Origin of the sequence: Nonomuraea helvata, from assembly GCF_039535785.1 — a bacterium.
Lineage (GTDB): Bacteria > Actinomycetota > Actinomycetes > Streptosporangiales > Streptosporangiaceae > Nonomuraea > Nonomuraea helvata.
Map to the genome: position 1 here is coordinate 1,161,879 of NZ_BAAAXV010000005.1, position 12,481 is coordinate 1,174,359.

Consider the following 12,481-nt stretch of genomic DNA (forward strand, 5'->3'; position numbering starts at 1 on the left):
GCGCGGAAACCTTCGGAAAGGGGAAAAGGTATGCGTATCGGCATACTCGGCGCCGGACAGATGGCGGAGGTGCTCGGGGCAGGCTGGGTCAAGGCCGGTCACGAGGTTGTGATCGGCGCGCGGTCGCCGGAGAAGGCCGTCAAGCTGGCCGAGGGCATCGGGGCACGGGGCGGCGACCTGCGGGCGGCGGCGGAGCACGGCGAGGCTGTGCTGCTGGCTGTGCCCGCGGCCGGGATCTCCGACGTGCTGGGGCAGGTGGGAGCCCTGGACGGGCGGGTGGTCGTCGACTGCACCAACGCGTTCGAGCCGGACGCGTTCACCGCCGCGCCCGGCTCGTTCCTGCTGGCCGAGGACGCGGTGGCCGAGCGGGTGGCCCGGCTCGTGCCGCAGGCCAGGGTGGTCAAGGCGTTCAACGTGTGCGCCGCCGAGGTGTGGGCCTCTCACCAGGGACTCGGCGTCCCGCTCTGCGGGGACGACGCGGCCGCCCTGGACCTGGTCGCCGGGCTGGTCACCGATCTGGGGTTCGAGCCGGTACGCGCCGGCGGCCTGAACCGGGCCCGTTACCTGGAGGCCATGTCGGCGTTCGTGGTCGGGCTCTGGTTCGCGGGGTACGACGCCAGGGACATGCTGCCGGCGCTGGCCGAGGCGTTCGCCCAGCCCGACTAGCGCTACCCGAGCGTCCAGTAGTGCTGGGCGATCTCGTCGCTGGTGGTCAGCCAGGCGTCAGGCTGTGCCGCGAGATAGGCCAGCGCCTGGTCCAGGTACTTGGCGCGGAACGCCTGGCCGATCACGAACGGGTGCAGGGCCAGCGCCATCACCCGGCCGCCGTCCCGGGAGTCAGCGCGCAGCTGCTCGTACTGGTCCTTGACGATCTGAACGAACTCCAGCCCGCTGGTGCCCTTGCCGAACAGGCCCAGGTCGTTGAGCTCCACCGTGTACGGGACGCTGAGCAGGCCCGGCACGTTCAACCGGTAAGGCTGGTCGTCGTTGGTCCAGTCGAGCACGTAGCTCAGCCCGAGCTCGGCGAGCAGGGCCGGGGTGTCGAACGTCTCGGTCAGCCCCGGCCCCATCCAGCCGTGCGGCCTGCGGCCGGTGGCGGCGGCGATGGTGTCGACGACGTCGGCGAGGTAGGCGCGTTCCTCCTCGCGGGTCATGCCCGCCTGGAGGATCGAGTTGGTCCGCCCGTGCGCGAGCCAGGCCCAGTCGCGCTCCAGCCCGGCCTTGATGATCTGCGGGTAGTGGTGGGCGACGTCGGAGTTCAGCAGCACGCTCGCCCGTACGCCGTGCCGGTCCAGGGTCTCCATCGTGCGCCAGATGCCGACGCGGGGCCCGTAGTCGGGCTCCGCGACGATCTCGCCCCGGCTTACCAGCAGATCCAGGAGGCGGTCGCGCGGGCGATCGCCACAGGCAAGGCCGTCACCGGGACGCTGCGCGTCGGCTTCTCCTCGCAGTGGGCAGGCGACGCGGTCATCGAGGCCGCCGACGTGTTCAGGCAGCGGTACCCGGACAGCGCCGTACGGATCCAGGAGGTGCAGCTCACCGATCCGTTCGGCCCGCTGCGCTCGGGTGCGCTGGATCTGCAGCTCACCGAGTTCCCCGTCGCCGAGCCGGATCTGGTCGCCGGACCGGTGGTCTTCTCCGAGCCGCGCGCTCTCATGGTCCACGCACGACATCCGTTCGCCCGGCGCGAGTCGCTCTGCCTGGAGGATCTGGCACGCACCCCGCTGGTGGCCGTCTCAGGCGACGTCCCGCAGTACTGGCTGGACCACCACTACCCCCGCTGTACGCCCGAGGGACGGCCCATCACGCACAGTGCGACCGCCGCCTACTGGCAGGAGGTGCAATCGCTGGTGGCGACCGGCCGCGGCGCGTCACCGGTCGCTCTGCGTGCCGCGCAGTACTACGCGCGGCCCGGCATCGTCTTCGTGCCGATCCACGACGCGCCGCCCATCGAGTACGGCCTGATCTGGCCGGTCAACGGCGGCACGGCCCGGGTCCGCGCCTTCGTCGAGACGATCTGCGAGGTCGCGGCGTGATGACTTGAAAGGGAGTCGCTCAAGCATGACCAGAACTGTGATCGACCTCGACGATGAAGCTCTGGCCGAGGCCGCCGAGCTGCTTGGCACCTCATCGAAGGAGGAAACAGTCAACGCCGCTCTGCGGGAAATCGTGGACCGGCGTCGGCGGGCGGCGGCCGTCGCTCGTATGCGTCAGATGGTGGCCGAGGGGGAAATCGACCTTTCCCTCCTTGACAAGGCGGCGTGTCCAAAGGTCATGGCGCCGCCAGGTGGGACAGGCGAGCCTTGGCTCACCTGTCCCACCTGATGCGCTAGGCCTTGAGCCAGCTCATCATCGGACGGAGCTTCGCGCCCGTCTTCTCGATCGCGTCCTCGGACAGCTCCTCGCGGTAGCGCTTGAACTCCTTCTGGCCGCTCTCGAACTCCTCGACGAGCTGCCGCGCGAAGGTGCCGTCCTGGACCTCGCCCAGGATCCGGCGCATCTCCTGCCGCGTCTCCTCGGTGATGACGCGCGGGCCGCGGGTGTAGCCGCCGTACTCCGCGGTGTCGGAGACCGACCAGTACATCTTGGAGATGCCGCCCTCGTACATCAGGTCGACGATCAGCTTCATCTCGTGCAGGCACTCGAAGTACGCGACCTCGGGCTGGTAGCCGGCCTCGATCAGCGTGTCGAAGCCCGCCTTGATGAGCTCGGAGACGCCGCCGCACAGCACGGCCTGCTCGCCGAACAGGTCCGTCTCCGTCTCCTCCTTGAAGGTCGTGCGGAGCGCGCCGGCGCGGGTGCCGCCGATGCCCTTCGCGTACGACAGCGCCAGGTCCAGCGCCTTGCCCGAGGCGTCCTTCTCGACGGCCACGAGAACGGGCACGCCGCGCCCGGCCTCGAACTGGCGGCGGACGAGGTGGCCGGGGCCCTTGGGGGCGACCATGCAGACGTCCACGCCCTCCGGGGCCTCGATGAGGCCGTAGCGGATGTTGAGGCCGTGGCCGAAGAAGAGCGCGTCGCCCTCGACGAGGTTGGGGGCGACGTGCTGGGTGTACAGGTCGCGCTGGATGTGGTCCGGCGCGAGGATCATGGTGAGGTTGGCCTCTTCGACCGCCTCCGCCGGGGTGACGACCCGCAGTCCGTCGTTCTCCGCCTTCTCGCGGCTCTTGGAACCCTCCGGCAGGCCGACGCGGACGTCCACGCCGGAGTCACGCAGGGAGAGCGCGTGGGCGTGGCCCTGGCTGCCGTACCCCAGCACGGCCACGTGGCGTCCCTGGATGATCGACAGGTCGGCCTGGTCGTCGTAGTAAATCTCGGTCACTTGCTCAAAACCTTTCAGGCGGTACGGTCCAATGCCCTGAGGGACCGGTCGGTGATGGAACGGGCGCCGCGGCCGATGGCCACCATGCCCGACTGGACGAGTTCTTTGATCCCGAACGGCTCGAGGACCTTGACGAACGCCTCGAGCTTGTCGGGAGTGCCGGTGACCTCGATGGTCACGGCATCGGCGGCCACGTCGACGCAGCGGGCGCGGAAGAGGTTGACGAGCTCCAGCACGTGCGAACGGTTGTCGGCGTCGGCCTTGACCTTGATCAGCATCAGCTCGCGCTGGACCGACTGCGAGGTGTCGAGCTCGACGATCTTCAGGACGTTCACCAGTTTGTTGAGCTGCTTGGTGACCTGCTCGAGCGGCAGCTCCTCGACGCTGACCACGATGGTCATGCGCGAGATGTCGTCGTGTTCGGTCGGCCCCACTGCCAGCGAGTCTATGTTGAAGCCCCGCCTGCTGAACAACGCGGACACGCGCGCCAGCACGCCCGGCTTGTTCTCGACGAGCACCGACAGCGTGTGTCTACTCATCCTCGTTCTCCCACTTCGGCGCCATGTCCCGGGCGATCTTGATGTCGTCGTTGCTGGTGCCTGCCGCGACCATGGGCCAGACCATGGCGTCCTGGTGGACGACGAAGTCGACCACGACGGGCACGTCGTTGATCTCCATAGCCTTCTTGATCACGGCGTCCACGTCCTCGGGACGCTCGCACCGCAGGCCCACACAACCATAGGCCTCGGCCAGCTTCACGAAGTCCGGGATGCGGCGCGTCGTCTGCAGGTTGGTGTTGGAGTAACGCTGGTCGTAGAAGAGCGTCTGCCACTGGCGGACCATGCCGAGATTACCGTTGTTGATGACGGCGATCTTGACCGGCACCCCCTCCAGGGCGCACGTGGCCAGCTCCTGGTTGGTCATCTGGAAGCAGCCGTCGCCGTCGATGGCCCACACCGTGGCGTCGGGGCGGCCCATCTTGGCGCCCATCGCGGCCGGGACGGCGAAGCCCATCGTGCCGAGGCCGCCGGAGTTGATGAACGTGCCGGGCTTCTCGTAGTCGATGAACTGCGAGGCCCACATCTGGTGCTGCCCGACCCCGGCCACGTAGTACGTGTCGGGCCCGGCGATGGCGCTCAGCCGCTCCATCACGTACTGCGGCGCCAGCGAGCCGTCCTCGAACGTCTCGTAGCCCAGTGGGTACGTCTTCTTGTAGCCGTTGAGGATCGTCCACCAGGCGCTGTAGTCGCCCTTCTGCCCCGATGCCTCGATGGCGGCGACGAGGTCGCCGATGACCTCCTTGCAGTCGCCCACGATCGGCACGTCGGCGTGGCGGTTCTTGGAGATCTCCGCCGGGTCGATGTCGGCGTGCACGACCTTCGCGTTCGGCGCGAACGACTTCAGGTCACCGGTCACCCGGTCGTCGAAGCGCACGCCCAGACCGATGAGCAGGTCGGACTGCTGGAGCGCGGCCACGGCCGAGACGCTGCCGTGCATCCCAGGCATGCCCATGTGCTGGGGGTGGCTGTCGGGGAACGTGCCCCTGGCCATCAGGGTCGTGACGACCGGGATGTCGGTCAGCTCGGCCAGCTGGAGCAGCTCCTGCGACGCGCCCGCCTTGTGGACGCCGCCGCCGACGTACAGCACCGGCCGCCTGGACTCGGCGATCAGCTTGGCGGCCTCGCGGATCTGCTTGGAGTGCGGCCTGGTGACCGGGCGGTAGCCCGGGAGCTGCATGGTCGGCGGCCAACTGAAGACGGTCTCCGACTGCAGCGCGTCCTTCGAGATGTCCACGAGCACCGGGCCGGGACGGCCGGTGGAGGCGATGTGGAAGGCCTCCATGATCGTACGGGCGATGTCTCCAGGGTCCGTGACCAGGAAGTTGTGCTTCGTGATCGGCATGGTGATGCCGGAGATGTCGGCTTCCTGGAACGCGTCCGTGCCGATGGCGGCGCTGGCCACCTGGCCGGTGATCGCCACGATCGGCACCGAGTCCATGTACGCGTCGGCGATCGGCGTCACCAGGTTCGTGGCGCCGGGGCCGCTGGTCGCCATGCACACCCCGACCCTGCCGGTGGCCTGCGCGTAGCCCTCGGCCGCGTGACCCGCACCCTGCTCGTGGCGTACGAGCACGTGCCGGACCTTGGTCGAGTCGTAGAGAGGATCGTAGGCCGGCAGAATGGCACCGCCCGGGATCCCGAACACTGTGTCGACTCCAACGTGCTCCAGCGCCCTGACCAGGGCCTGTGCACCTGTCATCCGTTCGGTCATCGGCTCGTTCCTTGCGTGGCTACTCGCTTAAGGACATAAAAAATGCCCCTGCCCACCGAGGGGGTGGGTCTGGGGCGGCGCGCAGGTCGTCGTGCTTCGCTATCGGCCTGCGCGCCGGCGAAGTACTACGAGAATCTCACTGCGAAGCATGGCAAACACCATAGCCGCTCGGAACGCCCCGGTGCCAACTTCGTGGACACTTGTCTCAAACGGTGAGACTCGTACGCATCAGAGAGTCCACGCCGCGCGCTGCCATCGGCCGTGCCACCAGGAACCCCTGCCCCTTCGTGCATCCCATCCTCTTGAGCAGCTCGAGCTGCTCGGGACGCTCGATGCCCTCCGCCACCACGACAAGCCCGAGGTCGTGGCCGAGCCGGACGATCGTCCGGGTGAGCAGGGTCAGCGTGTCGTCCGTGCCGAGCCCCGACACGAACGACGGATCTATCTTGATCATGTCGACGGGGAGCTGCCGCAGGAACGCCAGCGACGCGTAGCCCGTACCGAAGTCGTCGATGGCCAGCCGCACCCCGAGTGCGCGCAGCTCGGACAGGCGCTTGATCGTCTCCTCGGCGTCCTCGACCAGCATCTCCTCGATCACCTCGAGGGTCAGCGCGGAGGCGGGCAGCCCGCTCTCGGTCAGGGCCTCCTCGACCGTCTCCACGAAGCGCGGCGCGGTGATCTGGCGGGCGGACAGGTTCAGCGACAGCCCGATGTCCCAGGACGAGGCCCGCCAGGCGGCCACCTCGCGGCAGGCCTCGCGCAGGATCCACTCGCCCAGCGGCACGATCAGCCCGGTGTCCTCGGCCGGGCCGAGGAACTGCTCCGGCGGCACGAACACCGACCCGCGCCACCACCGCACCAGCGCCTCGACCGCGGTGACCCGTGACGTGGCCAGGTCGACCACCGGCTGGTACTCGATCGCGAACTGCTGCTCGATCAGCGCCCGCTGCAGGTCGGCCGCCAGCTCCAGCCGGCGCACCACGTCGGCGTGCATCTGCGCGGCGAACACCTCGACCCGGCGCCCGCCCAGCTCTTTGGCGCGTGCCATGGCGACGTCCGCGTTGCGGATCAGGTCGCCGGCAGGCATGTCGTCCTCGGTGAAGGCCACGCCCACGCTGGCGGTCAGCGCCACGTCGCGGTCGGCGACGCGGAACGGCTCCTGCGAGACCGCGCGTACGAGCCGCTCGGCCAGGTCGACCGCGATCTGCGCCTCGCCGCCCGTCTCCACGAGCACCGCGAACTCGTCGCCGCCCCAGCGGGCCAGCGTGTCGTCGCTGCGTACGGAGCCACGCAGCCTGCGCGCCGCCTGGCCGAGAAGGTAGTCGCCGCTCGCGTGGCCCACCGAGTCGTTGACCGAGGTGAACCCGTCCAGATCGAGGAAGATGACCGCGACGTTCGCCGTACCGGAGCCCGACGTGCGCCCGGCGAGCACCTCGCGGGTGCGCTCCTCGAAGTAGGCGCGGTTGGGCAGCCCGGTCACGCCGTCGTGGAAGGTCAGGTGGGCGACCTGGTTGCGCAGCGCCTCCTCGTCGCTGATGTCTCTGGTGGTCACCAGCATCAGGTCGTCGCCGCCGACGTGGCGGGTGGCGACGGACTCCGTGGGCCGCCAGGTGCCGTCGGCCGCGCGCACCCGGCAGGCGATCAGGCAGGCGCCCGGCGCGCTGCTGTCCTCGTCGAGGTGCATGGCGCGCAGTGCGACCTGGATGCCGGGGACGTCCTCCGGATGGATGTAGTCGAAGATCGACCCGCCGACCACGTCGTCGGGGCAGTAGCCGTACGTGGCCTCGACCCCTGGGCCGATCTGTCGCACCACGCCCTCGTAGTCGCAGGTGAACACCACGTCGCCGGTGCTCTCGGCCAGATCCCTGAGCTGCCGCTCGCCCAGCTTGACCCGGACGCGCAGGCGCATGTTGGCCACCGAGACCACGAACAGGCGCACCAGCAGGAGCAGCACCACGGAGACCGCGACCACGACGACGCCGGTCACGGGCCGTTCGGGGCGCTCGCCGGCCAGGTGGGCCAGCCACGTGACGGCGGCCACGGCGACCAGCGCCAGCGGCACGAGCGCGACCACGTTCCCGACGGCGGACCGGTCCAGCTCGCGCGCGGGCGGCCCCCAGGGCACGGTGGCGAGCAGCAGGAACGCGACGGGCGCCAGCATGACGCTCCAGACCTGCGGGTCGCCTCCGTCGAGCCTGGCCACCGCCGCCGCCAGCCCCGCCACGGTCATGGTGGCGAGCACGCCGACGCCGGCCAGGGCCAGCAGCCAGGAGGAGGCCCGGCTGGTCAGCACCGACGGGATCACCGCACACGTCACCAGCAGCGCGATCATCGGCGGCAGCATCACCAGCGTGAACGCCGCCGGATCGGCCGCGTCGTCGTAGACGTGGCGCAGTGCCACGACCCAGCCGATCAGGAAGAGCGAGGCGGCGCACAGGTAGGAGTCGGTCACATGCCGTAAAACAATCCTGGCCGGGAACCTACGGTCGGCGGCGATCAGCGCCCCACCGGCCGTGACCACGGTGCCGAGCAGCACGAACAGGTCCGCGAAGCTGACCAGGAAGCTCTCGGCGAACGGGCGCAGCGCCACCCCGGCGGCCCAGATGACGGCTCCGCCGCCCATCCAGCGGGCGCCGAGCGCCATAGGGCGGTCCGCCGCCGACCTCACCGAGGCCACCAGCAGGGATCCGGCGGCGATCAGCGCAGCCAGCACGCCGGCGACCGCACCGGTGACCAAGGCGTGACCGCCTATGCCGAGCGCAGCGGCGAACGCCACCGCGCCTGCCGCCGCGGCGGCGGTAAGCGGCACCCGTGGATCACGCCAGCGGATCACAGTCGTTGCCCATCCCGTCTCGAACTCTGCACCGGTGACCGCCGAAGTCCGGCCGATCACTTCGCCAGTGTGTGCGGTCGTGGGTGCGCGGGTGGTGACAACGCCGATGTCGTCACCGATCTGATAACCACACAGACCAATTACCGCCAAGAGCCCCTTGACAGCGAGTCAGGAACTCCCTGCAAGTGCCACGGTACGCACCGAAGGTCACGGACCAGCCACGGTCCGGGATCCTCTCAGTACGCGTCCGTTATGACGTTGACCAGCGGCTCGCCTGCGAGGTGACGCAGGATCTGGGCACGGATGAGCCGTAGCGCGCGCCGCCCCGACGCCGGGGTGCTGCCGGCGATGTGCGGGGTGATCAGTACGCCCTGAGCGCTCCAAAGGGGGTGGCCCTCGGGCAGCGGCTCGGGCGCCGTCACATCCGGCGCGGCGCGTAGCCTACCGGTTTTCAGCTCCGCGATCAGTGCGTCCGTGTCGACGATCCCGCCCCTGGTGGCGTTGACGAGCACGGCGCCGTCCTTCATCCGGGCGAGGAACGCCGCGTCGACCATGCCCGCGGTGTCGGCGGTGGCGGGCACGAGCAGCACCACGACGTCCGCCTGCGGCAGCAGCGCGGGCAGCTCCTCCATGGCGTGCACGCCGTCGCGGGCGCTCCTGCCACGCGCATGACCTCCACCTCGAAGCCCTCGAGCCGCCTCTCGAGCGCGGCGCCGATGGAGCCGTGGCCGACGATGAGCACGGTGGAGTCGGCCAGCACCTCGATGTGGTGATACGTCCACGCGCCCCTGCGCTGCGCGTCCTCCTCGATCCCGTCCGGCATCGGGGACGTGCCATCGTAAACAGCACATTCAACCCCAGGCAGCTCAGAGAGGACATAAGCCACAGAATCGGACGGAACCCAGGTCTTCATGCCGAGAACCTTACGACCCGTCGGGAAGTATCAAACACATGAGGAAGCTCTGGACGATCATGCTCATGGCCGTGCTGACAGCCTGTTCCAGCGGCCTGGCCAGCGACGGCGACGTGCCCCCTGCCGCCTCGGGCGGCCCCGGGCAGCCGAAGGACGTGGCGACGGGGCTGGCCGTGCCGTGGGCGATCGCATTTCTCCCCGGAGGGGACGCGCTGGTCACCGAGCGGGACTCGGCACGCCTGCTGCGGGTCCGTCCCGACGGGAAGGCGACGTCGCTGGGGACGATCCCCGGGGTACGGCCCGAGGGCGAGGGCGGGCTGATGGGGGTGGCCGTCAAAGGCGAGCAGGTCTTCCTCTACTACAGCGCGGACCAGGACAACCGGATCGTCCGCTACCGGCTCTCCGGCGACCGCCTCAGCGACGAGCGGGTCCTGGTGCGCGGCATCCCTAGGGGCGGGATCCACAACGGGGGGCGGCTGGCGTTCGGGCCCGACGGCTACCTGTACGCCTCCACCGGGGAGACGGGGAACGACCGGCTCGCCCAGCAGCGTGACTCGCTCGGGGGCAAGATCCTGCGCATGACCGCGGACGGCGCTCCGGCCCCCGGGAACCCGTTCGGCACGCTCGTCTACAGCTACGGGCACCGCAACGTCCAGGGGCTGGCCTGGGACCCGTCCGGGCGGCTGTACGCCACCGAGTTCGGCCAGAACACCTACGACGAGGTGAACCTCATCAAGGCTGGAGGCAACTACGGGTGGCCGGAGGTCGAGGGGAAGGGCGACGATCCCCGCTTCGTGAACCCCATTGTCACGTGGTCCACCGGCGAGGCGTCCCCCTCGGGCATGGCGTACGCGAAGGGCTCGCTGTGGGTGGCGGCGCTGCGGGGCGAGCGCCTGTGGCAGGTGCCGCTGAAGGCGGACGGGTCGGCCGGCAAGCCCGTCGCCCACTTCACCGACCGCTACGGCCGCCTCCGCGCCGTCACGTCCGCCCCTGACGGCACGCTGTGGGTGGGGACCAGCAACAAGGACGGCCGCGGCTCCCCGCGCCCCGGCGACGACCGCATCCTCTCGATCACGCCCTCATGACGCGGCGGGAGGCCAGACCGCCCGCCCCGTCAGTTGGTCCCCGTGCAGGTCGTCTGAGGCTGGGCGCGGTACTTGGTGGTCACCTTCTTGTCCTTCTTGACCACCTTGCCGTCCTGGTGGAACACGCGCGTGACGTCGATCGTGAACCCCTGCTGCCCCGTGGTGGACACGCAGCCGGGCGCCGAGCTGGTCTCGCTCCGGAACGGCACGAAGTCCCGCTTGTCGGACTCCACCGCCTCCACCTCGTCGTACCGCTTGGTGCTCCACAGCGTGACCGTCACCGACGTGTCCGTGAAGGCCGTCTTGATCAGCACCCCGTGCTCGGAGTCGTTGCGCCACTTCAGGTCCGTGTCCGGATACAGCAGCGTGACGTCACGCCCGGCCGGGTAGCGAGTCGAGAAGTAGTCCATCGGCTTGTGCTCGACGAGATCGAACCCGCCGAAGAACGCCGCGTTGTACATGGCCGTGGCGAACTGCGACACGCCGCCGCCCACGATGTTCACCATCCGGCCGCCGACGATCTGCCCCGCCTCGACGTACCCGTCCTCGAGGGTGCGCTCCCCCACGGCCTCGTTGATCGAGAACGTCTCCCCCGGCTTGACGAGGCGTCCGTCGAGCTCCTGCGCCATCCGCTGGATGTTCTTCACCCGCGGCTGGCAGCAGTCGAACGTCGTGTTGAACGAGCCCACGACCTCCTTGATGCCGAGGCCGCGTACCTGAGAGGTCGTGACAGCGGGGGCGACGGCGCCAAGCCGCACGGGGACGGTACGGTTCCCGCCCTCGTCGAACACCTTCTCGGCGTCCCGGGCCAGCAGCTTGTCGTTCACGCCCCGGCCCGTGCGCGCGGGCACCAGCACCGGCTTGTCGTTGACGATCTGGTACGTGGCGTCGCGCGGCTGCTGGGCGGCGTCCACGAGGCTGCCCTCCACGGCGGCCAGCACCGCCTTGGCGTTGAACGAGGGCGCCAGCCCGCCGGAGCCGTCGGAGGTGTAGGTCAGGTTGGCGGCGATCATCACCGGGGAGACCTGCGCCTGCTTGCCGTCGAGGGTCAGCGTGAGGGGCGCGGAGACGGCCTGCTTCGCCTTGGCCAGGGCGTCCTCGACGGCCTGCGGAGTGGTGACGGGCTTGGCCGGCCGCAGCGTCAGCGGGACGTTGCCGCCCCCGTTCAGGAAGGCGTCACCGATCCTGCGTACGGCGTCGTCCCGGTCGAGCAGCACGCCGTCCTCAGGCTGGCGGGCCTTCGGCTGCAGCCCGGCGAAGAACACCCGGCCCTCGTGCGCCTTCTTGTCGGCGCCCTCCGCCAGGCCCTCGACGGTCCTGGCGAGCTGGGAGGAGTCGAGGTTCACCTTCGGCTGGAGCTCGGTCCTGCCGGTCAGCCCCCGCCACACCTCCTGCGGGCTGGGGAAGCCGCTGGGCGCCTGCCCGATCGTGCTCACCACGTCGAGCTCGAGCCCGGCCTCGTCGGGCTGGATGGTCTCCTTCTTGCCGCCGATGTCGACCACGACCGGGGCGCTCAGCCTGGTGGCCAGTTGGGTGCGGAGCTTGTCGGCCGCCTGGGTGACGGTCAGCCCGCCGATGTCGACGCCCGCGACGTGGGTGCCGCGCAGCACGGAGCCCGACATGAGCACGGCGGGCACGACGTACGCCAGTCCCGCCAGGACCACCACGAACGCCAGCAGGCCCGGCAGAAGGCGGCGCCGCCTGGGCGGCTCGGGCTCGTAGGCGGGCGGGCGCTCCGCGGGCCCGGCCGTGCCGAACACGGGGGCGGGCGAGCTCGACGGGTGCTTGTCGTTCATCGGCCAGGGCTGCGCCGGCGGCGCCACAGGGGGCAGCGCGCCGCCCGAGGGACCGCCCGGAGCGCTCGGTCCTTGGGCCGGCCGGGGCTCCTGCCTGTCCGGCGGACCGAAGATGTCCCGGGAGACGCCCGGGGGAAGGCCTTCGATCCGCGGCTTCTTGGAGACGCCCGACGTGGGCAACGGCACCGAGGCGAACGGGTCGGTCGGTGATTCGATCGGTCCGGCGTTACGCACGCCTCAATCTCCTCCCGGGTCCGCGGC

12 protein-coding genes are annotated in these 12,481 nt (G+C 70.0%); 4 read left to right on the top strand and 8 right to left on the bottom strand.

Annotation, left to right across the window (positions count from 1 at the left end; all coding sequences use genetic code 11):
• Positions 1–30 precede the first annotated feature (30 nt).
• Entirely contained in the window at positions 31–666 is a 636-nt protein-coding gene (locus ABD830_RS24780) for an NADPH-dependent F420 reductase (protein ID WP_378521094.1), read from the top strand.
• Positions 667–668: 2 nt separating this feature from the next.
• On the opposite strand, the gene ABD830_RS24785 is transcribed toward ABD830_RS24780, so the two are convergent.
• Positions 669–1,304 carry a polysaccharide deacetylase family protein gene (locus ABD830_RS24785; protein ID WP_344991691.1) on the bottom strand — a complete coding sequence of 212 codons (636 nt, stop codon included), beginning with the start codon at positions 1,302–1,304 and terminating at the stop codon, positions 669–671.
• Here ABD830_RS24785 and ABD830_RS24790 point away from each other — a divergent pair.
• A complete protein-coding gene (locus tag ABD830_RS24790) occupies positions 1,284–2,036 on the top strand; it encodes a LysR family substrate-binding domain-containing protein (RefSeq protein ID WP_344991694.1) in 753 nt (250 codons plus the stop codon). The genes ABD830_RS24785 and ABD830_RS24790 overlap by 21 nt on opposite strands.
• Before the next feature lie 25 nt (positions 2,037–2,061).
• Entirely contained in the window at positions 2,062–2,325 is a 264-nt protein-coding gene (locus tag ABD830_RS24795) for a type II toxin-antitoxin system VapB family antitoxin (RefSeq protein WP_344991697.1), read from the top strand.
• A gap of 4 nt (positions 2,326–2,329) precedes the next feature.
• Here ABD830_RS24795 and ilvC read toward each other — a convergent pair whose 3' ends face one another.
• The 6 genes from ilvC to ABD830_RS24825 all read right to left on the bottom strand — a co-directional run bounded on the left by ilvC (position 2,330) and on the right by ABD830_RS24825 (position 9,339).
• Positions 2,330–3,313: a ketol-acid reductoisomerase gene (gene ilvC / locus ABD830_RS24800; protein WP_344993008.1), complete on the bottom strand. Its 984-nt coding sequence runs from the start codon at positions 3,311–3,313 to the stop codon at positions 2,330–2,332.
• A 23-nt stretch (positions 3,314–3,336) separates the two neighbouring features.
• On the bottom strand, positions 3,337–3,861 hold the full coding sequence (gene ilvN, locus ABD830_RS24805; RefSeq protein WP_344991699.1) for an acetolactate synthase small subunit: 525 nt from the start codon (positions 3,859–3,861) through the stop codon (positions 3,337–3,339).
• Complete coding sequence (locus tag ABD830_RS24810; protein ID WP_344991702.1) at positions 3,854–5,593, bottom strand: acetolactate synthase large subunit; 1,740 nt, start codon at positions 5,591–5,593, stop codon at positions 3,854–3,856. Before ABD830_RS24810 ends, ilvN begins: the two co-directional genes overlap by 8 nt.
• Before the next feature lie 205 nt (positions 5,594–5,798).
• The gene (locus ABD830_RS24815) at positions 5,799–8,486 is read right to left on the bottom strand and encodes a putative bifunctional diguanylate cyclase/phosphodiesterase (RefSeq protein ID WP_344991705.1); all 2,688 of its coding nucleotides are present in this window, start codon (positions 8,484–8,486) and stop codon (positions 5,799–5,801) included.
• 176 nt (positions 8,487–8,662) lie between these two features.
• Positions 8,663–9,058 carry an NAD(P)-dependent oxidoreductase gene (locus tag ABD830_RS24820; protein WP_344993011.1) on the bottom strand — a complete coding sequence of 132 codons (396 nt, stop codon included), beginning with the start codon at positions 9,056–9,058 and terminating at the stop codon, positions 8,663–8,665.
• A complete protein-coding gene (locus tag ABD830_RS24825) occupies positions 8,950–9,339 on the bottom strand; it encodes an NAD(P)-dependent oxidoreductase (RefSeq protein ID WP_344991708.1) in 390 nt (129 codons plus the stop codon). Before ABD830_RS24825 ends, ABD830_RS24820 begins: the two co-directional genes overlap by 109 nt.
• A gap of 38 nt (positions 9,340–9,377) precedes the next feature.
• Here ABD830_RS24825 and ABD830_RS24830 point away from each other — a divergent pair, with 38 nt between their 5' ends.
• Complete coding sequence (locus tag ABD830_RS24830; protein WP_344991710.1) at positions 9,378–10,424, top strand: PQQ-dependent sugar dehydrogenase; 1,047 nt, start codon at positions 9,378–9,380, stop codon at positions 10,422–10,424.
• Between the two features lie 29 nt (positions 10,425–10,453).
• Here the strand turns inward: ABD830_RS24830 and ABD830_RS24835 are convergent, their stop codons facing one another.
• On the bottom strand, positions 10,454–12,454 hold the full coding sequence (locus tag ABD830_RS24835; RefSeq protein WP_344991713.1) for a VanW family protein: 2,001 nt from the start codon (positions 12,452–12,454) through the stop codon (positions 10,454–10,456).
• Positions 12,455–12,481: the final 27 nt, after the last annotated feature.

Excerpts from the sequence above, each read along its gene's own strand:
- ABD830_RS24795 (WP_344991697.1), top strand. The coding sequence starts at position 2,062 with ATGACCAGAACTGTGATCGACCTCGACGATGAAGCTCTGGCCGAGGCC.
- ABD830_RS24825 (WP_344991708.1), bottom strand. The coding sequence starts at position 9,339 with ATGAAGACCTGGGTTCCGTCCGATTCTGTGGCTTATGTCCTCTCTGAG.
- ABD830_RS24830 (WP_344991710.1), top strand. The coding sequence starts at position 9,378 with ATGAGGAAGCTCTGGACGATCATGCTCATGGCCGTGCTGACAGCCTGT.
- ABD830_RS24785 (WP_344991691.1), bottom strand. The coding sequence starts at position 1,304 with ATGGAGACCCTGGACCGGCACGGCGTACGGGCGAGCGTGCTGCTGAAC.
- ilvN (WP_344991699.1), bottom strand. The coding sequence starts at position 3,861 with ATGAGTAGACACACGCTGTCGGTGCTCGTCGAGAACAAGCCGGGCGTG.
- ABD830_RS24810 (WP_344991702.1), bottom strand. The coding sequence starts at position 5,593 with ATGACCGAACGGATGACAGGTGCACAGGCCCTGGTCAGGGCGCTGGAG.
- ABD830_RS24820 (WP_344993011.1), bottom strand. The coding sequence starts at position 9,058 with ATGGAGGAGCTGCCCGCGCTGCTGCCGCAGGCGGACGTCGTGGTGCTG.
- ABD830_RS24780 (WP_378521094.1), top strand. The coding sequence starts at position 31 with ATGCGTATCGGCATACTCGGCGCCGGACAGATGGCGGAGGTGCTCGGG.